Genomic DNA, 22,463 nt, shown 5'->3' with positions numbered 1-22,463 from the left:
CCAAAGACGGATTTATTCAAAATAAACCTCACTGTAATACTCCGTACCGGTGGGGCCGGGAACGAAGCCCTTCAGATTAGCCTTACCGGCCAGCAGCGGCGTGGTATGCACCAGCGGAATCCACGGCGCATCAGCTTTGATAATCTCCTGTGCCTGCTTGTACAGCTCGGAGCGCTTGCTCTGATCGGTCTCCTTCTGGGCACCAGTCAGCAGCGTGTGCAGTTCTTCATTCACATAAAAGGCACGGTTGTTGCCGGGGATCGCATCCTTATCCAGCAAGGTATACAGGAAGTTGTCCGGGTCGCCGTTATCGCCCGTCCAGCCAAGCATGAAGATATCGTCCTTGTCTCCGGCCTTGGTATCATCGAGATAAGTCGCCCATTCCGGGGACTCGATCACGGTCTTGACTCCGATCTTCTCCCATTCTGCCTGAATGGCTTCGGCAACCTTCTTGCCGTCAGGCATATAAGGCCGGGAGACGGGCATGGCATACAAGGTCACCGGGTCCGGCAATACGTCAGGGTAACCGGCTTCAGCCAGCAGCGCTTTGGCCTTCTCCAGGTCATATTCATAATCCTTGACGCTGTCGTTATACCCCCACAGTGAAGGCGGCATCGGATTCACCGCAGGCTGGGCCTGACCTGCGAAGAACGCATCTATAATCTCCTGCTTGTTCACGGCATGGCTCAGCGCCTGTCTTACCTTCACATTGTCGAACGGCTTCTTCTTGAAGTTGAAGCCGAGGTAAGCCACATTGAACGGCGGACGTTCAATCTTGGTCAGCCCGCTGTTGCTCTCAAGCGCAGATAAGTCATCCGGGCTTAAGTCCTCCATCAGGTCAATCTCCCCGTTCTGCAGTGCCGTGAAGCGGGCCGAATTATCCGGGATCGAGCGCACAATCACTTTGTTCAGCTTGGGCAGCCCTTCCTTCCAGTAGGCGGTATTCTTCTCCAGAGTGATCGAGTCATTGCGCTTCCACTCTTTGAATACGAACGGGCCGGTGCCGACCGGCTCATTCTTGAAATTCTCTTTCTTCTCCTTGATGGCGGCAGGACTGGCGATCCCGAAGGTGGTCATGGCGATGTTCTGCAGGAACGGCGCCTGCGGCTGGTTCAGCACGAATTGTACGGTGGACTCGTCCACCGCCTTCACTTCCTTGATCACCCGGGCTCCGTCAGGTCCGAACATCGAGTCATAGTAATCGAAGGAGTCGCCTTCGAATTTGTATTCGCTGGCCGGATCACTCCAGCGCTGGAAATTGAATACGACCGCTGCCGCGTTGAAATCTGTACCCTCATGGAACTTCACACCCGGATGCAGCTTGAAGGTGTAGGTCAGCCCGTCCGGCGCAACCTCCCAGCTGTCGGCAAGTGAAGCCTGGACTTCGGAGGTTCCCGGCTTATATTCCAGCAGCGAATCGAACACCTGATGAGCTATCTTAAGTGACTCCCCGTCAGTTACAATAGCGGGGTCCAGCGAAGCCGAGTCGCCTCCGCGCCCCAGCACAAGCGTATCCTGCGCAGTCGCAGAAGTCTCAGATGTGCCCGCCGGAGCGTTCGTTGCCGCCTGATTGCCTCCGGTATTCCCCGTCTTGCCTGCATCGTTGCTGCCGCTGCCGCAGCCGCCGAGCACCAGCCCTGCGCCAAGCATGAATACCAGTGCGAGATTACCCCATTTGTTCATCTCCACAAAGCTCCCTTCTATACCATCAGAATATACAAATGTTTATATTGAGCTGCGCGGGTAGCACAGCCATAAACCAAGACTCTTCTGTATATGGCTCTAAGATGTACAGAGATTAAGGCAGCTGCGGCTGCGGGGCTTCATCATAGAGATGGCAGGCGGTCCAGTGCCCGGCTTCTGTCTCCTGAAGCAGCGGCCTGACACTTCTGCATCTCTCCATCACGCGCGGACACCGCGTGTTAAACGCACATCCGGCAGGCACATCCGCAGGGCTCGGCACTTCGCCCTGCAGAATCACCCGCTCCTTGCGGATATCGGGATCGGGCTCAGGGACAGCAGACAGCAAGGCCTGCGTATACGGATGCTGCGGCCCGCTGTACAGCCCGGACTTGGCTGCAGTCTCAACAATCCGTCCCAGATACATCACCGCTACACGGTCGCAGATATGCTTCACCACACTGAGATCATGCGCAATGAATATGTAAGTTAATCCGAATTCCTTCTGCAAATCCTGCATCAGGTTGATGACCTGAGATTGAATGGAGACATCAAGTGCCGAGACCGGCTCATCCGCAATAATCAGCTTCGGCTGAAGCGCCAGGGCTCTGGCAATCCCGATCCGCTGCCGTTGCCCGCCGGAGAACTGGTGAGGATAACGCTGCAGATGCGCACGGGACAATCCGATCACATCCGCCAGCCGCTCTGCCTCTGACCGGCGCTGCCTGGCATCGCCTATCCCGTGGACAATCATTGGCTCTTCAAGGATACGCCGCACCGTATAACGCGGGTCCAGAGAAGAGAACGGATCCTGGAACACCATCTGCATCTCGCGCCGCTGCTTGCGCATCCCTTCAGCAGAGAGCTTCATGATATCCTGTCCCTCGAACCAGATCTCGCCCGCTGTAGGCTCTGTCAGCCGCAGTAATGCACGGCCTGCCGTGGACTTGCCGCAGCCGCTCTCTCCGACCAGTCCGAAGGTCTCGCCTCTGCCCACTGAGAAGGAGAGATCATCCACAGCCTTCACACTGCCCCTGACCCGGCCCAGCATTCCCTTATTGATCGGATAATATTTCTGCAATCCCTTGACCTCAAGCAAGCTCTCACTCATACCGCATCCTCCTGCTCCTTGGCATGCAGCCAGCATCTGCAATGGTGCTGTTCCTCCTGCAGCGTAAGCGCCGGAAGGCTCTGAGCACAGACCTCCATCACCTCGGCACATCGCGGCGCGAAGCGGCAGCCCTGCATATCCGTGCTGAGGACGGGCACCTGGCCCGGAATGGAGTAGAGGCGTTCGCGGGTCTCGTTCATCCGGGGGACCGATTCAATCAGGCCCCGGGTATACGGATGCAGCGGATTCTTGAAAATGTCGCGCACCCTGCCCTCCTCCACCACTTTGCCGGCATACATAACAGCAACCCGGTGGCACATCTCTGCAACCACACCAAGGTCATGGGTAATCAGCATAATTGCGGTTCCCTGCTCCTCATTAAGCTGGCGGATCAGCTCCAGGATCTGGGCTTGAATCGTTACATCAAGCGCGGTAGTCGGCTCATCGGCAATCAGCAGCTCAGGGCTGCAGGAGACGGCCATGGCAATCATCACCCGCTGGCGCATCCCACCCGAGAGCCGGTGCGGATATTCATCCATGATGGCTTCCGGCCGGGGAATTCCGACTTTGCGGAGCATGTCCACCCCGTGCGCCCGGGCCTCCTTCCTGGCGAGACCACGGTGCAGGCGTACCGTTTCAATAATCTGTTGTCCAACCGTAAAGAGAGGATTCAGCGAAGTCATCGGCTCCTGGAAGATCATGGCCACCGAATCACCGCGGATCTTACGCATCTCTTTATCCTTCAGAGGAAGGATATCACGGCCCTTCAGGAGAATACGTCCGCCCACTATTTGTCCCGGGGGGCTTGGAACCAGCTTCAGAACCGACAAGGAGGTCACGCTTTTGCCGCATCCCGATTCCCCTACCACCCCCAGAATCTCACCCGGGTTAATGTACAGATCGACACCATCCACGGCCGGAACCTCGCCGCGTTCCGTGAAGAAGTGGGTATGCAAATCCTCAATTTTCAGAACGGGTTGCATGCATCTGCGCCGCCTCTCTTCTGTCACAAATTGAACAAAGGTCAAATGCTTCGTCAACAAATGTTTTTAATAGTCAGATAGATTCCCCAATACCTGACACAAGTTGTAATGAAAATAACTTTATATACAAATTAATGTTATTTATTGTATTACATTACTATGGATATCCTGTCTAGGCAAGGAAAATTTACACAAATAACTAACCCGATGCGTTTCATATGAATATTGCAATAAATAGAAGCTTTATATTTAATGAGAGGATAAAAGTTATTTGTATAGGGACAGCCATTTCTCAAGCTGGTGCTTCAGCACATTCCGGTAATAGGCCGGCTCCATAATCTCGGCTTCTTCCTTGTATTTCATAATCCAATGAACGAAGCCGATGTCCTGCTCCACGGCGACCTTGAAATGCAGGCTGCGGTTCTGGCGGTCCACCCGGCTCGGCTTCACGAACATCTCTTCATGCTTCAGGCGTTCCATCATCCGCTGGGAGAACCGGACTCTGAATTCCACCTGCAGGCTGTCCTGATCCAGAGACCATTTCTGCTCCATGAAGGACTGCAGATCAAACTGGTCTTTGGAGAACCAGCGGTCCAGCGGATTGACACTGGAGAACCCGTTGATATGAAAGGTACGGATAATTCCGAAGCGATGACAGTAACCAATCAGATGAAAACGATTCTCCAGCGGGACCAGGCAATAGGGATCAATTCGGATACCTTTTTCTTCAAACGCATTCTCAGTGTAATCGGCCTGTATGCTCCTCTGCTTCATCACGGCATCCAGAATATCGGTAAGGAAGAATGGCTGGTCTCCATGCAGCCCGTTTTTGTCCATCCCCAGCTGTCCGGCTTCCTTCTTCGTACGTTCCATTGTTTCTTCCCTTTCTGCCTTTTGCTTATAATCTGCCGCCATTACCTTCTCATACGCATCCTCGAAGCCCGGGGGCAGTAAAGGTTTGATATCCGTCATAATCCTGCGCAGCTGTGAAAATGCCTCCTGCTCCTCTTCAGACCAATCCAAGGGGTAGAGTGCAAAATTTCCAATAAAAGCGTATCCCTTACCGTGTCCCAGATGGGTAATGGGGATATGCATGGCACTGAGCGCATCCATATCCCGATAAATCGTTCTCTCACTGTTACCGCATCGTTCCGCCAGCTCACGGGCCAGAATTCCCGGTTTCGCTTGAACTAGCGTAATGATGCGCATCAGCCGGATTAATCGGTCTGTCATATTCAGTTCTCCTTGACTTATGGTAAAATAGACCCATTATTTTTAAATAAATTAGTTATATATATCTATAACGGGGGATGTAATAACCGAGTTAAGAAAATATAATAGAACTATTTTACTATACTACCACATTTAGATATGACTACATTTGATATCTGTGACTACGGATACGATTCCTGATTCAAGTCCTATGTATGGCCGGGGGCTACTATATTTACGCAGCACTAGTCTAATCATCTCATTGCGGTCCTGCCCAGCGGCAGACTCTCCGCATCAAGCCGTTTATACAGCGCTTCCGCTTCTTTGAGCAGCTGCATGTCAGCGGAACGCGCCGCCATCAGCAGCAGTCTGTCAGCCTGCCGCCGGAGCCGGTCGGAATACTCCTCCGGCTGGTTCCCCATCCGTGCCGCCTCGGCCTCCGCCAGCAGCGCTTCGGTGTGCAGCAGCTCCAGATGCTTCTCTACGTGGAAGCAGCTCTTGGCCCCGAGCAGATCGGTGTGGTGGGAATATTCAATCCCGAGCTTCTTGAGCGGCAGCTCACGGATGCGCTCCACGGCAGGCTGCTTGTATTGCCATTGCAGCCAGAGCGCCTCATGTATGCCTGCAGGCATAGCTGCCATCGTGAATTCCAGGGCGATGTACCTGCGCTGCCCGGCATGGATCTTGCCCAGCTTCAGCAGAAGCGAACGGCCTTCCCCTTCCTCTGCTGTGCATCCATAGCATCCGGTAGCCTTAACGTGGCCTTCCAGCCAGACCCGCAGCTCAATATCCCGGGCTGCAACCTTACGGCTTCTCTTGCGGAAATCCTCGCCTTGCGTTACCCCTTTCCACTCAATGAGCAGAACTACCTTCTTTGCTCCTCCTGCCAGAATACGCTCCTGGCTCCAAGTAAACAGAGTTTGAATACTTGCTTGCATATTTCCACCTCTTTCTTTTTTTGGGTCTTCTATTAATGTACCAATATTGGCGGACAACTCCTTGTCATGGAATATATGTTCGGTCCTATAATATCGACAAAAAAAGAGCCAACCTACCACTAAAGGTAATTGCCTCTTTATAAACGTCTTAGCTTTTGTCAAATTATGACGAACAAAATGTTGTCCAAATATTGTCCATTATATTCTCCGGCTCCCTCTGCCTGCCTGCTCCTGCCTGAAGAAGAACCCCAGAGCCCACTTCGCGCACAGCAGGGCGAACAGGAAGAACAGCAGCGCCCATATAAACGCCGGCAGGATCGTGAGTCTGGCCAGATTCGCGGCATCTCCCGCGCGGGAAGGCGTGACGACCGAGGCGGACATTAGGAACAATGTCCCCATGACAGACTCTTCCAGAGTCAGGAAAGCGAGAAATAAATAATAATATTTGCTGACCTTCGGCCAGAGGAACAGCATTGCCGCATTCAGCAGTATGAATCCGCTCAGCCAGATCATCCCGAAGCTGCCGCGCACATACAGCACCAGCATCACCAGTGCGACAAGACTGGCCAGAATCAGTCCCCACTGCCGCTTGTCTCTGCTATATAAATAGAAGAGCAGCAGGGCGAACAGGGAGGCCAGCGGATACCCTGCCAGCGAGACCAGAATCGCCCGGCCTCCGGCGGCAATCGCCGAATAGGTAACACCGCTGTGATCGGAATACAGCTCAATCCGCAGCACATTGCCCGAGAGCAGCAGGGTCATCAGGGCATGGCCGAACTCATGGAACATGGTATCGAGATTACGGAAGAAGGAAGAGAACGGAATGAACCGGGTCAGCAGGGCCGAGCCTGCCAGGAACAACAGTGTTTTGAGCCACTTATTCATGAATAACAGCCCCTTTCCGTTCACAGTATACGTTAATTTGCCTGCACACTCAATAACCCGGAACCTTCCGCCCCTTAGCGCTGTATTACTCTATGGTTCTCAGTGCAGACCGTGAGGGTAATGATGCCTGTAGCACAGCCGCTATGTTAAAATAAGAAGACAACTCGCTCTAACAGGTGGTGATCAGTAAGTGAACAGACAATTAACAGGCAATACAGCCAAGCTGCTGGGCTCCGTCCTGCTGCTGCTTGCACTGTCTAATATAATAGGTACGCCTAAGGCCAAGGCCAATTATCTCAATGATATCTATAATGGAATCCAGAGCTTCTCCGAGCTTCCCGGTGAGGTCAGCAAGCTGCAGGAGAGCTACCGGAAGACCGCAGAGGAGCTTCAGCAGACCAAGGACGAGCTGGGCGAGACCAAGGACCAGCTGAGCCAGAGCCTGGAGCAGATGCAGACCTACCAGTCCCAGAATGCTGCTCTGCAGGAGCAGAACCGTCAGCTCAGCCAGGTCGTCGATGAACTGAAGAATGACCGGGCCGCAAGAGAGAATTATCTGAACCGGATCAAGGTGACGGTCCTCTCCGGGCTGGCGCTGATTCTGGGATACTTCGTGCTGATCCGGCTGCTGCGCTTCACGATGCGCGCACGCTCCAGAAAAAGCGACCGGCTGCGTTAATCACCGGGCAGGAGTGTTAAGACACCTGCACAGCATGAGGGGAGGCTGAAGCATGAACGTTGAGATTCAGGATGAAGGCGACAGCGGCAGCGGACAAGCCGTGACGTTCGACGTAGCGGAGCAGGAAGAGGTCCATGTACTGCACCCGCAGCAGATTATAGCGTACCAGGGGCCGTCCTCGGGGCGGGCCGACCGGTTCATGGATGTGAAGGGCATGTACCGCAAGCGGAAGCTGATCCGCTCGGATATGAGCGGCCCCTGCCGGTTCACGGCTGCCTTGCCGCCCGGCTACCGGGTCAAGACCCTGCAGCTGGACGGCAAAAGCGACCTGCTCTACGATTTCCGTCACCTCTTCTTCTACAGCAAGGGAGTGACCATGCAGACGCGGGTGCTGAATATGAAGAATATGCTGATTACCCGGGACATCGTCAAGGTTAAATTCTCCGGCCGCGGCAGCATCGGCATATTGACCGAGGGCACCGTCTGTGAGGCAGAGCTGCATCCCTCCGAGCCGCTCTATGTCGATGCCGGCAGCATGATCGCCTATCCAGAGAATGCCCGGCTGGAGCTAACGGTCTACGGCAACCATCTCGCCAGCCAGCATATGAGCTATCACTGGAAGATGACCGGCCACGGGCCCGTTCTGTTCCAGGCCGGACGTCAGAGCAGACGCTTCGAGCGTGACAATAATGAAGACGGCCTTATTAAGCGTTTTCTGCGCGAAGCCCTGCCCTTCGGAGGTGTATTCATTAAATAAGCAAAGAGAGCGCCTGCGTACACTACGCGGCGCTCTCTTTCATATAGTCTTAACCCAGGTAAGCGTTCAGCATCCAGGCCGTTTTCTCAACACTGGTACGGATTCCGATCAGCAGGTCGGCAGTCGGCTGGTCGCCAAGCTCCTCGGCTTGGGAGATGCCCTGCTTAAGCTCTTCGGCTACGGCAGCATAATCCTTCACAAGCTGGGCTACCATTTCCTTCGCACTCTCTCCGCCGGCAGCTTCCTTCAGTCCGGACAGTTCCAGGTACTGGGCCATTGTGGAGGCCGGTTTGCCGCCAATGGCGAGCAGACGTTCAGCCAGCTCATCGACGTAACCTGCAGCTTCATTATATAACTCCTCAAATTTCTCATGCAGCGTGAAGAATTGGGGACCGCTGACATACCAGTGATAGTGGTGCAGCTTCACGCCAAGCAGTGTCCAGTTGGCGGTCTGGCGGTTCAGGGCAGCATACAGTTCTGTGTGGCTATTAACTTGGGTACTCATTCTACAAAACCTCCCGGATATGAATAGTAGCGTTATTGTATTTAGACTCGTTCTAAATCTATATACAATTTACCATACTTTCTGCTCATTTGCAATCCCTTGATGTCCTGTGTTATTGCAGATTCTAGCATTCCGTTATGGATTCTCCTGTTATTTGCATCACAATTCTGCAAATGACCCAGGATGGACAACTATCCCCCATTCTGGAAGAGAAGCTTACACCTTCAGTAGACTGCCCTCTAGACCGAACTGATATTCGTCTCCGCCGCCCTCCCTTTACCGCTGCGGAAGATATCCCGCATCTCCTCCCGCTTGCTCTTGGGACTAAGCACATAGACTGTATCCCCCGGTTCAATGACCGTGCTGCCATGCGGTGTGACGATGCTCTTGTTGCGTATAATGGCTGTGAACAGAATATCCTCCGGCAGGCCGATCTCCGCGATCTGTCTTCCGGCGATCGGCATATGCTGTTCAATCCCGATATGATTGAATTCCGAATCCGTCTTGCCCAGCGCCACCAGCTCCATCAGCGACGGCTGGGACTGGGGCTCCTGTCCTACCAGCCTTAGACGCAAAGCCAGCGGCGAAATAGTCGTCCCCTGAATAACCGCCGAGGTCAGGACGACGAAGAAGACCACATTGAAGAACAGCCTGCCGTGCGGCAGTCCGGCCAGCAGCGGATAGGTCGCAAGCACAATGGGGATGGCCCCGCGAAGTCCGGCCCAGGAGATCAGTGTCTTTTCACGCAGGGAGAACCGGGTAAACAGCAGGCTGAGGAATACTCCGGCCGGCCTTGCCACAACCATCAGAATGACAGACAGCAGCAGTCCCTGCCAGGCAACAGCCGCCAGCTCCTGGGGGAAGACAAGCAGACCAAGCAGAATGAACATGGCAATCTGCATCATCCAGGCGAAGCCGTGATTGAAATTCATAATCGTGCGGTGATACATCAGCTCGGAATTCCCCAGCACGAGCCCCATGACGTAGACAGCCAGCAGACCGCTGCTGTGGATCATCGCCGAAGCCCCGTAGGTCAGAATGGCAAAGCCGATCGCCAGTACCGGATACAGTCCGGTTGAATCCAGATTAATGCGGTTGATCAGATAGACGGCCAGCTTGCCGACCCCAATCCCGATCAGCAGGCCCACCCCCATCTCCCAGAAGAAGGACAGCACCAGACTCCATACCGCCGTATCCGGGTGCTGCACCCATTCGATCAGAGAGACGGTAAGGAATACAGCCATCGGATCATTGCTGCCCGATTCCGCTTCCAGCGTCGAGGTCAGCCGTTTATCAATATTCTTGCCGCCAAGCACAGAGAATACCGCCGCCGCATCCGTTGAGCCGACAATCGCCCCGATCAGGAAGCTCTCGGCCCATGGCACGCCTAATATGAACTTGGCAAACACTCCGATGACAGCTGTAGTTACCAGCACGCCCAGCGTAGCCAGTGACAATGCGGGCTTCATGACCGGACGGATGTCTTTCATGCTCGTCTGCATGCCGCCCTCAAACAGAATCACCACCAGTGCAAAAATCCCGGCAAGCTGGGTCAAAGCCACATTATTGAAGTAAATGAAGTGGCTCAGCACCATTCCGGCGGCAATAAACAGAACCAGTGCGGGCATTCCAAAACGGGTGGAGAATTTGGTGGAAAACACGGAGATCAGCAGCAAAGCCGCCAGCAGCAGAATAATTTGATCTGCAAGATGAGTCATGAACCGGTTCACACCTTTCCCCGGAGCCGGGTATCTGCCTAAGCCCCTTATATTTATAGTAAGTTTATGATTGACGGGACAGAAAAAAACCCCGGTGGGCTCTGAAAACCACGGAGGTTATTATGCCTTGCTTCACTCTCTTGAATACACCTGCAGCTCCTGGATCGACCAGTAGTTGCCTCCCGCACCGGTCTGGACAATGCGGATATGCCGGGTTTTCACCTGGGAAAAGGTAATTTTGGTCCTTTCCAGCTGCCCTTTGCCGGATGCCACCTGCCTCCAGCTCTTGCCATCGTCCGATACCTGGACCTGATAGCCGCGCGGATAGTCATAAGGGGATAACGAATAATCCAGATCTATTGCTTCTATTGTATGCTGCTCGCCCAGATCAATCTGGTAGTATTCGCCTGAAGCCTGGTGCTTGACCGTATCCCAGCGTGTGCGCCGGTCTCCGTCAATGGCGCTTGCCGGATTCGAGGCTTCCTTGCTCACACTTGAGGTTACCTTCCATACGGAGCGGTCCAGCGGAACGAGTCCGGTTGCTGTAATCTGGGTTTTCTCCGACATGAGCTTAGAGCCTGTAACCCTTACAGCGTAAGTATAGAGCTTGCCTTCCTGAAGCTTGCTGTCGGTGAATTCCGTCTGTTTCACATCTCCGGCAATGACCTTCAGTTCCCCGTCCGGGCTGTCGGCCCGGAGCACTTCATAGCTTGCTCCGGGGGCCTCCAGCCAGTTCAGGTGCATCGACAGCCCTTTGACCGCCGCGGCCTTAAGGCCTTGCGGCGCTATGTCTGCCACCTTGGAAGACGGCGACAGAATATACTGCACGCCCTCTCCCGGTGCCAGTGTTTCGGTGAATTCCAGCTCGGGCGAGGCCTTCAGCCCGCTCACGTACCGGCGGGCCTCTTCATACGTATCCCCGCGTCCGAACCTCTCGCCTTCATATACCGTCTGCTCCGGCATGGTCACTTTGACCGTAACAGTCTGCTCCGTCTGCTCAAAGTTAACAAAGTTCACCAGCACCTTATTCGAGGTAGCCTTGGTGCCTGCCAGCGGCTCAAGCGTGGACGTATCTACCGCCCGCACATAAACCAGCTTATCCGCCAGCTGGTCCTTATTGGTGATCTGGTAGGTTAGCGGAGCCCCGTGTGTGGCATAGGCCAGCACCAGCCGGCGCATAATGCTGACGCGCGAATCCTCGCCTTCCTTGGTATAGTAGATCTCCGTAGTCGCCGGATCATGGTCCTCCAGATTGAAGCCGTATTTGAACAGGCTGAAATTCTTGAAGAATGCGGCATGCTGCACGAACATATCGGCATATCCGAGATGCGCCCGCATAATCCGGTCGAATACCGCAGAGGTCCGCTCTGTAGCTCCGTACTGATAGGCATCTACATGGGAGTCAGAGGTGCCGAATTCGGTGGCAAGCATTCTTTTGCTCAGTCCGTCTACCGAGCCCCCGAAGGTCTTCAGGTTCTCAGTGAAGCTCCCCCCCTGGCTGAAAATGTACGAGTCACCATAGGAATGCCCGTTGGTCAGATCCGTCACCGCCTCCAGCTCATCACGCTGCTTCGGATCACGCTCCCAGCCGTCCGGGTCCCCGCACTGGCGGACCGCTCCCTTCTGGTTACCGCAGGAATCCTCGCTGTACCCCGGCCAGTACGCCCATCCGGGCGCAACGGTCTGCAGATGCGGAGCCATCGTCTTACCTTTACTATTCAGCCAGTTCGCAATCGCTAAGTTAACCGCCTTGGAACGGTTGAACAGCCCCGGCTCATTGTCCACCTCATAGTACTGGAAGTACGGGCTGTATTTACGGAAATAATCCGTCAGCTTCTTCTCGGCGTCATCCGGCAGCGTTCCGTCCGGCTTGAGCTTAATATCGCCTGTATGCAGATAGAGCGCCACAGCCTGCATGTTGTAATCCTTCAGCACCTTGTAATATTCGTCCATCTTCTCACAGGAACGCCCGACATCACTGGCACAGCTGGCCCGCATAATATTGCCGCTGTAAGCTACACCGAGCCATTTCATAATATAGGGCAAGTGAGTCACGGCACCCTCGTCAAAATAGAACTGCTTGTTGTTCACCACCGTACCGGTCAGCGTATAGCTGCCGTGAATCGGCTCCTTGATCGGGGATTTCAGCGCCTCCAGACTGAGGTTATCCCAAGTGAACCAGTTATACTTATCCTCTGCGGCGGACGAATAAATTCCCCGGGCGGTTCGCAGGGTCAGCTCATTGGCTCCGCTGACAAGCTGCTCCTTGGGAATGTACAGCTCGTAGGTTTTGCGGAAGTCATATTTGCTGCCCGTTCCGGCGATGCCGGCAATCTGGATAATACCGGAAAGCTGCCGGTTCGAGAACACGCTCATCTGGGGAACGGACTTGTAGGCATCCAGGATGCTTACGCGGAATAAGACCCCATTCGCCGGAATCTCATCCAGCTCATACTGAATCCGCAGCTCGGGATTCGTCTCCCCGTGCAGACCTGAAGGCAGTGTCTTAAGTTCTCCTGACTTCGCGGCGGATGAAGTCATGCTAAGCGCCTCCTTCACCCCGCTTGACCCTGCCGCTCTGAACTCTGCAGCCGAGCCGTCATGGCGGCCCAGCTTCCAGATGACCGTGCTCTCCGGCATTTCCGGCCCGGCATCCTTGGCCGCCGATAATCCGGACAGGTCGACCTCAGTCCCGCCGTTCTTCGTCCCATCCTTGCCGAAGACAGAGACGGACAACAGAATAAGAATGATGAGTGCTGCGAATTTTAGTAATAGATGAAGTTGTTGCCTTGGCTTCTTCTTGCGTCTGGTCCTCATTCCCTTGTCCTCGCTTTCTTCCGGGGTGTCTGTATTGTGCCGGGTCTACGTAACGCCTTGACCAATCTTCCCTTAAGGCAGCGTAAGCGCACTCTGGGGAACAATCATCTGCTTCTGGCTCTGGCTTCTCCACATCAGGCTGACGCTCGCATCCCCGCGGTTCTCATAATACTCGACCTTAATCGTATAAGGGGTGTTCGCTGAGAGTGTGATGCTGCCTTCCTTGCCGGCGCTGCTCTGATTCTTCCAGTTATCAATAATCAGCTTGCCGCCCACCCATACGCGGATGCCGTCATCGGAGGACGCGGTGAACGTATACTTCTCGCTGTAGAGCGGCTTGATGCTGCCGGTCCAGCGGACAGAGAAGGAATCCTTGGGAATGCCTGCCGCCGGTGAATCTCCGTGCCAGTTGAATTGAATCTTACTGTCGTTACGGGTAAGCAGCGGTGTGCCCGACAGAGTGGCATTGCCGAAGTACTGGCCTTTCAGCACGCTGCGGGAGACTACAGCCGCCGTCTGCATTCTGGCGTTCATGGTGCGCTTGTAATCCTCGCGGGATACCGTATATTTATCATTCATGAAGCTCTGGATCTTCAGCGGATTGTTATTCTCTACCAGCATCTTCCCCCATGTCATCGTATATACCCATTTACTTTGTTTTTGAGACAACATGACAGGGTCTGGAAGCTCTCCGCTCTCCCCAATGCCTATCGGTTTGCCGTCGGCAAGCTTCAGGAGACTGTCATAGTAGGATTGCTTGTAATCATTGTTATAGATATCGGCAGCCAGCACATCAACCTTCGCGGTTCCGGGAAAATAGGCGGCGTAAGGCCCCGACGACTTATTGGGCGCATTCGGATTCCATACCCACAGCAGATTGTTCAGCTTATGCTTATTCACCATACGGTCATAGACCAGGTCCCAGAGCTTGACGAAGTTATCCTTCTGCCCCCACCAGAACCAGCCCCCGTTCATCTCATGGTAAGGCCGCCACAGAACAGGGACTCCGGCATCCCGCAGCTCGCCCAGATACACCGCCACCTCATCCAGCTCGGCAACCAGTGCCTTATACTGCGGAGTGCCGGGGGTAACATAGGCATTGAATTTCTCCTGGCTGAGGGACATATGCACATTGGTCCATACCGGTGCGGTTCCCGGCAGATTCTGATGGAAGGTCATGGCCACGATCCCCCCGCCCTCATGCCATCTTATGGCGCTGTCTACCACAGCCTGGCGTTGCCTGGCGATAGTCTCCTTGGACTGGTTGCCAATGGCACCCAGCTCGTAACCATGCAGAACGGCGTGATGACCGCTTGTATTCTTGAGCTTGTTGTTGAATTCATCGGGGCTCTCCAGATAGTCGTGCTGGCCGGAGATCATGCCCTTGCCGCTGAGATCGCGGAGATAGCTTAACAGGGCAACTGCCTCCCTGGAGGCAGAGGGATTAATCGGCTTGATTGATGCGGGGACAGCAGGAGCAGTCACCTTGGCGGCGGCAGGAACCTGAGTTCCGCTCCCCCATGGGATCAGTGAGAAGATAAGGATAAGTGGGAAAAAGGTTGTATACAGCCTGTACTTACGGTAAGTGTTCAATGGTATCTCCTTTCTCCAGCCTGGTGCTTCCTGTGCGTCAGGAGAGCCAGACGCCTGCACAGCGTCTATAGCTCAGTAGCCCTGCTGAGCAGCAGGGCCGGTAGAGCAGGCTTATCAGGATATAGAATTGTAACGTCTTAACCAGTATCAGCGCCATGCATGAATACAGCTGCGGACCTTGGGAGGGCTACGAAGCGGATGGGAGGAACAACGCGCTGGCCGGAACTGTTCCTTTGGCCTGGCTGGGGCTCTCCCACATCAGCCGCGCCTTGGCATCTCCCTGATTCTCGTAATATTCTACCTGAATATCATACAGCTCACCTGCATTCAGGCTGATGCTGCCCATGCGCTCGGTGCCGCTCTGCTTCACCCAGCTGTCGATAACCAGCTCGCCGTTGATCCGCACGCGGACACCGTCATCGGAGTGGGTATAGAACTGGTAGGTCTCGGTATACAGCGGCTTCAGCTTGCCGCTCCACCGTACAGAGAAGTAATCTATGCCGATCGCGGCATCCGGCGAACCTTGCCGCCAGTTGAATTCAATTACGGCATCGGTGCGCACCACAGCGGGAGCACCTGTGAGCGTCATATTATTGAAGTATTCCGCGTACAGCCCATTGGCTGCCGGAGCCTCCGCCGGAGGATTCACCGGTGATGGAACAGGTGCAGCTGTCGGCGTTGGTGCAGATACTGGTGTTGATGCTGGTGTCGGCGCAGGTGTTGGTGCGGCTGCCGGCGTTGGTGTGGCTGTTGGCGTTGGAGTTACCGCTGGTGCATCGTTCACGGGAAGCGAGAACAGCGCGCTGGCCGGAACCGTCCCCTTCGCCTGGCTGGGGCTCTGCCACATCAGATGGACATTGGCATCGCCTGCGTTCTCGTAATACTCTACCTTAATATCGTATAATTGTCCGGCGCTAAGGGCGATGCTGCCTGTGCGTGCAGTCCCGCTCTGCTTCACCCAGCTGTCAATGACCGCTGTACCGTTCACCCATAAGCGGATGCCGTCATCCGAAGTGGTGTAGAACTGGTAAGTCTCGCTATACGCAGGCTTAATCTGGCCGGTCCAGCGGATGGAGAAGTAGTCGGTGCCAAGCGCGGCATTAGGCGTGCCCTGACGCCAGTTGAAGCTGATAACATCATCATTCCGCACCATTACAGGAGTTCCGGACAGCGTCATATTCTTGAAGTATTCTCCAAGCAGACCATTCCGGGTGTAAGCCTGCTCCGGTTCACCCGGAACCGGCTTCTGGACAGGCGCTGCCGGCGGCAAACCAACCATTACCGGTGTTGGCGTTGGTGACGGTGTCACTGTAGATGCCGGGGTCACCGTAGGCGCCGGTGTTGCTGTTGGCGCCAGTGTCGGTGTTGCCGTTGGTGACGGGGTCAACGTGGGCGTTGGCGTTGCTGCCGGTGACGGTGACGCCGCCGGCGCTGTCCAGCTTTTATACTGATCCCGGGTTAAGGTATAGCTGTCATTCATGAAGTTCTTGATCGTCGTTGTGCTGTTGTTCTCATAGAGCATCTTGCCCCAGTTCATCATGAACACATATTTCTGCTGGGTCAGCTTCAGCTTGGAGATATTCGGCATTTCACCGTTCTCGCCGATTCCAATCGGCTTGCCGGCAGCCAGCGTAACCAGGTCATCATGATATCTGTTCGAATAATCATTGTTATATATATCTGCTGCCAGCACATCCACCTTGTCGGCCCCCGGGAACGTCCGGTCATACGGGTCGGAGTTCGAGTTAGGCGCATTCGGGTTCCATACCCACAGCAGATTATTTAATTGATGAACGTTAACGAAACGGTCATACATAATATTCCATAGCGCAGTGAAATTTGTCTTCTTACCCCACCAGAACCAGCCGCCGTTCATCTCGTGGTAAGGTCTCCAGAGGATGGGGACTTTGGCATCACGGAGGCTTTTCAGGGAAACAGCCACTTTATCCAGATCGGCAATCAGCGCATTATACTGAGGAGTGCCGGGGGTTACGTATTTGTTGAATTCCGCCTGGCTGAGCGGCTTCTGTACATTGGACCACTCGTACTTCGTGCCCGGCAGGCTCTGATGGAACGTCATGGCGACAATGCCGCCCGCTCTCGACCAGTTCGTCGCACTCCACACAATATTCTTGCGCTGAGCGGCTACTCCGCTCTCCGTCTGTCCGCCAATCGCTCCCAGCTCATAACCGTGCAGTGCCGCATAATGTCCGCTGGTTCCCTTCAGCTTGTTGCTAAGCTCATCCGGACTCTCGAAATAGTCATGCTGACCTGAGATAATGCCATTTCCTGAGATCTCGTAGAGATTGTTCAGCAGCTTGACCGCCTCGGCCGAAGCGTTGAGGTTCACGGGCATTCCGGCAGCGGAAGCCGCCTTGACCGGTGACGGGGCTATGCCCATTCCGAGCGGTACAGCAGACACAAATACAGCCAGCAACAACATAGCACAGAGCAAACGAGACTTACGGTAAGTTTTCAATTTCCCTCTTCCTTTCGGTAGCCAGGCTGCCACTCTTGCGAAGGCCCTATAGCTTTGCGTCCCTGTCTTTCGAGCAGGTTTGCCTTTGTCGTATTGGAAGGATCAATCCCTCTTACCGTAAGTATCGTCTTTATGCAATTTTTTTGTAGAGCAAACGCGAAAATTACCGAATAAATAGTTCTGTGTACCTGTTTTGATTCTGTAACAATTGGTTAAATAGATAAGTTGGGCCTATGATAGTCCTATGAAATAAACTGATGCAGCTCAATATCCTCCCAATCCAGGGTAATGCGGATATTATCTTCTTCCACCAGCTCCGAGCCGGTCTGCACCTCAATGAACTCCACATCGGTCAGGGCCAGGATAGCATGCTTGGTTCCTTCAGGAATCCGTACCACATCGCCCGCTTTCACATTATGCAGCTTCTCATTGATCACTATGCTGGCTGCCCCGCTGACAAAGGTCCAGATTTCACTGCGCTTGTGGTGCATCTGGTAGCTGATGTTTTTGCCCTCATTGATGAAGATCCGCTTGGTCAGCACCTCATTGCCTTCATCGTATTTCACATAGTCAATTACCTTGTAGTGGCCCCAGCGGCGTTCTTCATACATTGGTCTCTGTTCAAAAGACTTCAGCACCTCCTTAATCCGCGGGCTCTCCGTCTTGTGGGTTACCAGAATTCCATCCGGGCTGGCCGCTACGATCAGATCTTTGGCCCCAATCACCGTCACCGGAATATCCAGCTCGTTAATCAGGGAGGTGCCTTCGGAGTCTGCGGTTACGAAGCCTTTGCCGACCAGGTTATTGGTCATCTCCTCGGTCAGCGTGTTCCAGGTGCCCAGGTCCTTCCAGAATCCGGCGTACGGCTGAACCACAATATTCTCCTCTTTCTCCACCACTTCATAGTCGAAGCTGATCGAGGACAGCAGTTTATACTGCTTCTGCAGCTCTTCGTAGTTCAGCGGCAGGCCTTTGCGCTGCAGAATGTCCAGCAGATAGCCCAGCCGGAAGGCGAATACCCCGCAGTTCCACAGGGCGTTCCGGCGGATCAGCTCCTCGGCCTGCTCACGGTCCGGCTTCTCCTGGAAATGGCTCACCTGCAGGTATCCGCTTGCGCCCGGCTCGGCATCCGTTGGAATGATATAGCCGTACTTCTCTGACGCATGTTCGGGAACGACGCCCATCAGCGCCAGATTCGCCCCGCTCACCAGCATCGTGTTCTCAAGCTGCTGCACCGTTTCAAAAAAGGAAGACTCCACATACGGGTCCACCGGCAGAATCGCCACAGTCTCGCTGGGCGAGACACCTGCGATGGAATACAGATACGCAGCGGTCAGCGCAATGGCCGGGAAGGTATCCCGCCGTTCCGGTTCCACGATAATCGGCACCCCGCTGCCGAGCTGGCTCTGAATCATCTCCACCTGGCTGCGTCCGGTCGCAAGATACGAGGACTCTGCCAAGCCATTCTCCTCGAGCTGTCTCCATACGCGCTGAACCATCGATTCCGGTTCGCCTGCCGGGCTCTCCAGCACCTTCAGAAATTGCTTGGACCGTGAATCATTGGACAAAGGCCAGAGCCGCTTACCTGAACCGCCTGATAAAAGTACCAGTTTCATATGGGAACCCTCCATATCGTAATGTTATTGGGTGTTTCTTGTGTTCGGGAGGAATAAGTGCAGGCTGTTATGAGGGTCACTGCAAGGAATGTTTGGGCTTCCGGCCGCTGTTGTCTCCAAATTTCCTGATTTAGACCGCAGATTGCGGTAGAAATCCGGAGACAAAGGCGGACGCTACCGCTCCTACAGCTCCAAAATTCCTCTCCGTTCCGTTCAATAACAGGCTGGGCTTATTCGGCTTCGCCCACAGGCGAAGCTCCCGGCTAAAGATCCGGCTATGGCCGCTTGTTGGTGCGGCAAGGGGCTGCCGGATTGCCGATATATTTGCGCGGCAGTTAAAACCCTGATTTGCGCCTGCTATTCTGCAGGACAGTTGAAACCCTGGTTGCTGCCTTTCTTGCAGATGAGAAACTTAAAGACGCTAAGTGCCGCTTGTTCCAAGGCGTTGCCGCTCCATCTCGCGGCGGAAAGCAGCGATGGATTCAAGTGCATTAATGCTCCTCATTCGCTCGTTCAGCCAACTATCTGCGATATTCGCGCGTTTAGCCCACTATCTACGAATTCAAGTGCATTTATACACTTCATTCGCGCGTTCCGCCAACTATCTATGAATTCAGGTGCATTAATGCACCTCATTCGCGCGTTCGGGCCGCTATCTGCGAATTCAAGTGCATTTATACATTTCATTCGCTCGTTCAGCCAACTAACTCCGATTTCAAGTGCATTTATACACCTCATTCGCTCGTTCAGCCCGCTATCTGCGGATTCTAGTGCATTTGTGCACCTCATTCGCCCGTTCCGCCCGCTATCTGTGAATTCAGGTGCATTAAGTGCACCTCATCGGCGCGGGGCGGCGGGACGAGCGCATCCGGCCGGCCCAGCGTACAGCCAGGGACGAGCGCATCCGGCCGTCCCAGCATACAGCCAGGGACGCTCGCACCCGGCAGTCCCGGCCGGGAAGCCGGGGGACCGGGCCCCCGCCCCCGGCCCTACACCGCGCCGGCGACGCTCGGCGAGTAGCCGCTAAGCCCGCCCATCTGCGGGCGGCCGACGGAGATGTACTCTAGGCCGGTGCCCTCGATCTGCTCCTTGGTGTAGACGTTGCGGCCGTCGATCAGCACCTTGCGGCGCATGCTTCCGGCCAGCACATGCAGGTTGATCTCCTTGAACTGGCTCCAGTCGGTCAGCAGGCAGACCGCATCGCTGCCTTCGGCCGCCTCCTCCGCCAGTCCGCACCAGCGCAGCTGCGGGTGGTCGTATTCCCGGCGGAAGTTATCCGCAGCGATTGGATCGTACAGCTTCACGATGGCTCCCTCCGCCACCAGCGCCTCCACAATCTCGCGGGCCGGGGCCTCGCGTACATCGTCGGTGTTCGGCTTGAACGCCAGGCCCCAGATGCCGATCTCGGCACCGCGCAGGCTGCCAAGCGATTCATGAAGCTTCGAGATAATCATGAACCGCTGGTCCTTGTTGACCTCGACGACCGATTTGAGCAGCTTGAACTCATAATCCACATTGCCGGCAATCTGGATCAGCGCATTGGTATCCTTCGGGAAGCAGGAGCCGCCATAGCCGATGCCGGCCTGCAGGAAGGTCGATCCGATTCTCCGGTCCATCCCCATCCCCTCGGCCACCTCGGTTACGTCGGCTCCCACCTTTTCGCAAATGTTGGCAATCTCATTAATGAACGAGATCTTCGTCGCCAAGAAAGCATTGGACGCATACTTAATCATCTCGGCGCTGCGGATATCGGTAACGAACACATTCTCTGTAAATCCCTGGTGCAGCTCGCGCATCATCGGCTCAAGCGAAGGATTATCCAGTCCGATGACGATCCGGTCCGGATGCAGGGTGTCACGGATGGCAGAGCCTTCACGGAGGAATTCAGGCGCGGAGACGATGTCGAAGGGATGATGGGTGTGCGAGGCAATCAGGTTGCGGATTCGCTCATTGGTGCCTACAGGTACGGTCGACTTGGTCATAATAATCTTGTAGCCTTCCATCGCCTGGGCAATCTCGGCAGCCGCGCCTTCAATATATCTTAGATCGGCTTCGCCGCCCGGCAGGGAAGGTGTGCCCACCGCCAGAATGACGATATCTGACCGGCGGACCGATTCCTTCAGATTGGAAGAGAAGCTCAGCCGGCCCTCCCGCAGATTCATCTCGATCAGGGCCTCAATACCCGGCTCATAGATCGGGGACTCCATCCGGTTCAGCTTCTCAATCTTCTGCTCATCCTTATCCACGCAAATGACATGATTTCCATTCAGGGTGAAGCACACGCCTGATACAAGTCCTACATAGCCGGTACCGATAACTGCGAGTTTCATACATTCATCCTCCTCTTAGGAAATTGACGTAGGCCTGTTCCACATACTGCTTGAACCGGACCATAAACGCCTGCTCATCGAATTTGCGCGCATGGCCCATAATCTGGTCGATATCCCACGAATAGGATTCCACCTCATCAATGGCCTTAAGCATATCGTCAACCTCCTGGTGCGGGAAGAAGACGCCGTTGACATAAGGAATTATCGTATCCAGCGCTCCGCCGGCCTGGTAGGCAATGACCGGTCTTCCTGCAGCGTTGGCCTCCAGCGGTGTAATCCCGAAGTCTTCCTCTCCCGGAAAAATAAACGCCCGGCACTGCGACATCAGTCCCGTCACCTCTTCATCCGCCAGCCGGCCCAGGAAGGAGACATTGCCCTTGGCCATGCCCTCCAGCCGCTTGCGGTCCGGCCCGTCACCCACAATATACAGCTTGAGGCCGTTACGGTTGAACGCCTCCACCGCCAGGTCAATCCGTTTGTAGGAGACCAGCCGGGAGACAATCAGATAGTAATCCCCGATGTTCGGAGAGCTGGTGAAGCGGGACGTATTGATCGGCGGGAAGATCACATCGGAATCTCGGTGGTAATAATTCTGTATCCGCGTCTTCACCACCGAAGAATTGGCTACGAACTGGTTGACATTTTTGGAAGTGCGCTGGTCCCAGCTCTTCAGGCGCTGCATGTAGACCTTGAGCAGTTTTTTGAACAATCCCGAATTGGACTGCCGTTCCATATACGTGTCGTAGTCCCAGGCGAAGCGCATGGGGGTGTGGCAGTAACACAGATGGAAGGTGGACTCGGGCACCTGAATGCTTTTCATAAAAGCACTGCTGGAGCTTAAGACGATGTCATACCCGCTGAAGTCCAGATCGCGGACCGCCATGGGATAGAGCGGCAGCACTCCCTTGAAATTCTGCTTCACGCCCGGAATTTTCTGCAGCCACGAGGCCCGGATATCCGCATCTTTGAGGTTATCGGTCAGGCGGCTTCCGTTAAATACCGTTGTGAAGATCGGAGCCTCCGGATACATGTGATGAAAGACCTCCACCACCCGCTCCGCTCCGCCCATCTGGATTAAATAATCGTGCGCGATCGCAATTTTCATGTGAATCATCCTCAAAGTTTTATGGAGCAGCATCATCAAGCCGTGAACGCATGGA

The 22,463-nt window shown here is 54.7% G+C and carries 16 protein-coding genes and 1 riboswitch; of the genes, 2 read left to right on the top strand and 14 right to left on the bottom strand.

Going from position 1 to position 22,463, the window contains the following annotated elements; all coding sequences use genetic code 11:
• Nucleotides 1-12: 12 nt before the first annotated feature.
• The 6 genes from K1558_RS16600 to K1558_RS16575 form a co-directional block, all read right to left on the bottom strand.
• Complete coding sequence (locus K1558_RS16600) at nt 13-1,683, bottom strand: ABC transporter substrate-binding protein (protein WP_238652729.1); 1,671 nt, start codon at nt 1,681-1,683, stop codon at nt 13-15.
• A gap of 115 nt (nt 1,684-1,798) precedes the next feature.
• Entirely contained in the window at nt 1,799-2,791 is a 993-nt protein-coding gene (locus K1558_RS16595; RefSeq protein WP_238652728.1) for an ABC transporter ATP-binding protein, read from the bottom strand.
• Nucleotides 2,788-3,774, bottom strand: coding sequence for an ABC transporter ATP-binding protein (locus K1558_RS16590; protein ID WP_238652727.1), 987 nt, complete (start codon nt 3,772-3,774; stop codon nt 2,788-2,790). The genes K1558_RS16595 and K1558_RS16590 overlap by 4 nt, the downstream gene beginning before the upstream one ends.
• Before the next feature lie 267 nt (nt 3,775-4,041).
• Nucleotides 4,042-5,007, bottom strand: coding sequence for a helix-turn-helix transcriptional regulator (locus tag K1558_RS16585; RefSeq protein WP_238652726.1), 966 nt, complete (start codon nt 5,005-5,007; stop codon nt 4,042-4,044).
• A gap of 233 nt (nt 5,008-5,240) precedes the next feature.
• Nucleotides 5,241-5,924, bottom strand: coding sequence for a hypothetical protein (locus K1558_RS16580; protein WP_238652725.1), 684 nt, complete (start codon nt 5,922-5,924; stop codon nt 5,241-5,243).
• Between the two features lie 198 nt (nt 5,925-6,122).
• A complete protein-coding gene (locus tag K1558_RS16575; RefSeq protein WP_238652724.1) occupies nt 6,123-6,809 on the bottom strand; it encodes a M50 family metallopeptidase in 687 nt (228 codons plus the stop codon).
• 190 nt (nt 6,810-6,999) lie between these two features.
• Here K1558_RS16575 and K1558_RS16570 point away from each other — a divergent pair, with 190 nt between their 5' ends.
• Nucleotides 7,000-7,488 (top strand): DUF3450 domain-containing protein, encoded by a 489-nt coding sequence (locus tag K1558_RS16570; RefSeq protein ID WP_238652723.1) that lies wholly within the window; start codon nt 7,000-7,002, stop codon nt 7,486-7,488.
• Nucleotides 7,489-7,540: 52 nt separating this feature from the next.
• On the top strand, nt 7,541-8,245 hold the full coding sequence (locus K1558_RS16565) for an AIM24 family protein (protein WP_238652722.1): 705 nt from the start codon (nt 7,541-7,543) through the stop codon (nt 8,243-8,245).
• Nucleotides 8,246-8,294: 49 nt separating this feature from the next.
• Here the strand turns inward: K1558_RS16565 and K1558_RS16560 are convergent, their stop codons facing one another.
• From K1558_RS16560 to K1558_RS16525, 8 genes are all read right to left on the bottom strand, one after another.
• Complete coding sequence (locus tag K1558_RS16560) at nt 8,295-8,750, bottom strand: Dps family protein (protein WP_238652721.1); 456 nt, start codon at nt 8,748-8,750, stop codon at nt 8,295-8,297.
• A gap of 239 nt (nt 8,751-8,989) precedes the next feature.
• Nucleotides 8,990-10,468, bottom strand: coding sequence for a potassium/proton antiporter (locus tag K1558_RS16555; RefSeq protein WP_238652720.1), 1,479 nt, complete (start codon nt 10,466-10,468; stop codon nt 8,990-8,992).
• A 132-nt stretch (nt 10,469-10,600) separates the two neighbouring features.
• On the bottom strand, nt 10,601-13,285 hold the full coding sequence (locus K1558_RS16550) for a discoidin domain-containing protein (RefSeq protein WP_238652719.1): 2,685 nt from the start codon (nt 13,283-13,285) through the stop codon (nt 10,601-10,603).
• Between the two features lie 72 nt (nt 13,286-13,357).
• Nucleotides 13,358-14,878 (bottom strand): glycosyl hydrolase, encoded by a 1,521-nt coding sequence (locus K1558_RS16545; RefSeq protein WP_238652718.1) that lies wholly within the window; start codon nt 14,876-14,878, stop codon nt 13,358-13,360.
• Between the two features lie 187 nt (nt 14,879-15,065).
• The gene (locus tag K1558_RS16540) at nt 15,066-17,357 is read right to left on the bottom strand and encodes a PA14 domain-containing protein (RefSeq protein ID WP_238652717.1); all 2,292 of its coding nucleotides are present in this window, start codon (nt 17,355-17,357) and stop codon (nt 15,066-15,068) included.
• Nucleotides 17,358-17,370: 13 nt separating this feature from the next.
• Nucleotides 17,371-17,451, bottom strand: a riboswitch (cyclic di-GMP riboswitch).
• Between the two features lie 148 nt (nt 17,452-17,599).
• Complete coding sequence (locus K1558_RS16535) at nt 17,600-18,973, bottom strand: sugar phosphate nucleotidyltransferase (RefSeq protein ID WP_238652716.1); 1,374 nt, start codon at nt 18,971-18,973, stop codon at nt 17,600-17,602.
• Between the two features lie 989 nt (nt 18,974-19,962).
• Entirely contained in the window at nt 19,963-21,303 is a 1,341-nt protein-coding gene (locus K1558_RS16530) for a UDP-glucose dehydrogenase family protein (RefSeq protein ID WP_238652715.1), read from the bottom strand.
• A 4-nt stretch (nt 21,304-21,307) separates the two neighbouring features.
• A complete protein-coding gene (locus tag K1558_RS16525) occupies nt 21,308-22,408 on the bottom strand; it encodes a glycosyltransferase (protein WP_238652714.1) in 1,101 nt (366 codons plus the stop codon).
• Between the last annotated feature and the right edge of the window lie 55 nt (nt 22,409-22,463).

Source organism: Paenibacillus piscarius, assembly GCF_022234545.1.
GTDB lineage: Bacteria > Bacillota > Bacilli > Paenibacillales > Paenibacillaceae > Paenibacillus_AQ > Paenibacillus_AQ piscarius.
The sequence above is the reverse complement of the archived record's forward strand: the minus strand, read 5'-3'. Positions and strand labels throughout refer to the sequence as shown.

What these genes read in the sequence shown, in the direction of transcription:
- K1558_RS16585 (WP_238652726.1), bottom strand. Translation starts at nt 5,007, where the DNA reads ATGACAGACCGATTAATCCGGCTGATGCGCATCATTACGCTAGTTCAA.
- K1558_RS16565 (WP_238652722.1), top strand. Translation starts at nt 7,541, where the DNA reads ATGAACGTTGAGATTCAGGATGAAGGCGACAGCGGCAGCGGACAAGCC.
- K1558_RS16525 (WP_238652714.1), bottom strand. Translation starts at nt 22,408, where the DNA reads ATGAAAATTGCGATCGCGCACGATTATTTAATCCAGATGGGCGGAGCG.
- K1558_RS16600 (WP_238652729.1), bottom strand. Translation starts at nt 1,683, where the DNA reads ATGAACAAATGGGGTAATCTCGCACTGGTATTCATGCTTGGCGCAGGG.
- K1558_RS16555 (WP_238652720.1), bottom strand. Translation starts at nt 10,468, where the DNA reads ATGACTCATCTTGCAGATCAAATTATTCTGCTGCTGGCGGCTTTGCTG.
- K1558_RS16575 (WP_238652724.1), bottom strand. Translation starts at nt 6,809, where the DNA reads ATGAATAAGTGGCTCAAAACACTGTTGTTCCTGGCAGGCTCGGCCCTG.
- K1558_RS16535 (WP_238652716.1), bottom strand. Translation starts at nt 18,973, where the DNA reads ATGAAACTGGTACTTTTATCAGGCGGTTCAGGTAAGCGGCTCTGGCCT.
- K1558_RS16550 (WP_238652719.1), bottom strand. Translation starts at nt 13,285, where the DNA reads ATGAGGACCAGACGCAAGAAGAAGCCAAGGCAACAACTTCATCTATTA.
- K1558_RS16595 (WP_238652728.1), bottom strand. Translation starts at nt 2,791, where the DNA reads ATGAGTGAGAGCTTGCTTGAGGTCAAGGGATTGCAGAAATATTATCCG.
- K1558_RS16580 (WP_238652725.1), bottom strand. Translation starts at nt 5,924, where the DNA reads ATGCAAGCAAGTATTCAAACTCTGTTTACTTGGAGCCAGGAGCGTATT.
- K1558_RS16530 (WP_238652715.1), bottom strand. Translation starts at nt 21,303, where the DNA reads ATGAAACTCGCAGTTATCGGTACCGGCTATGTAGGACTTGTATCAGGC.
- K1558_RS16590 (WP_238652727.1), bottom strand. Translation starts at nt 3,774, where the DNA reads ATGCAACCCGTTCTGAAAATTGAGGATTTGCATACCCACTTCTTCACG.
- K1558_RS16560 (WP_238652721.1), bottom strand. Translation starts at nt 8,750, where the DNA reads ATGAGTACCCAAGTTAATAGCCACACAGAACTGTATGCTGCCCTGAAC.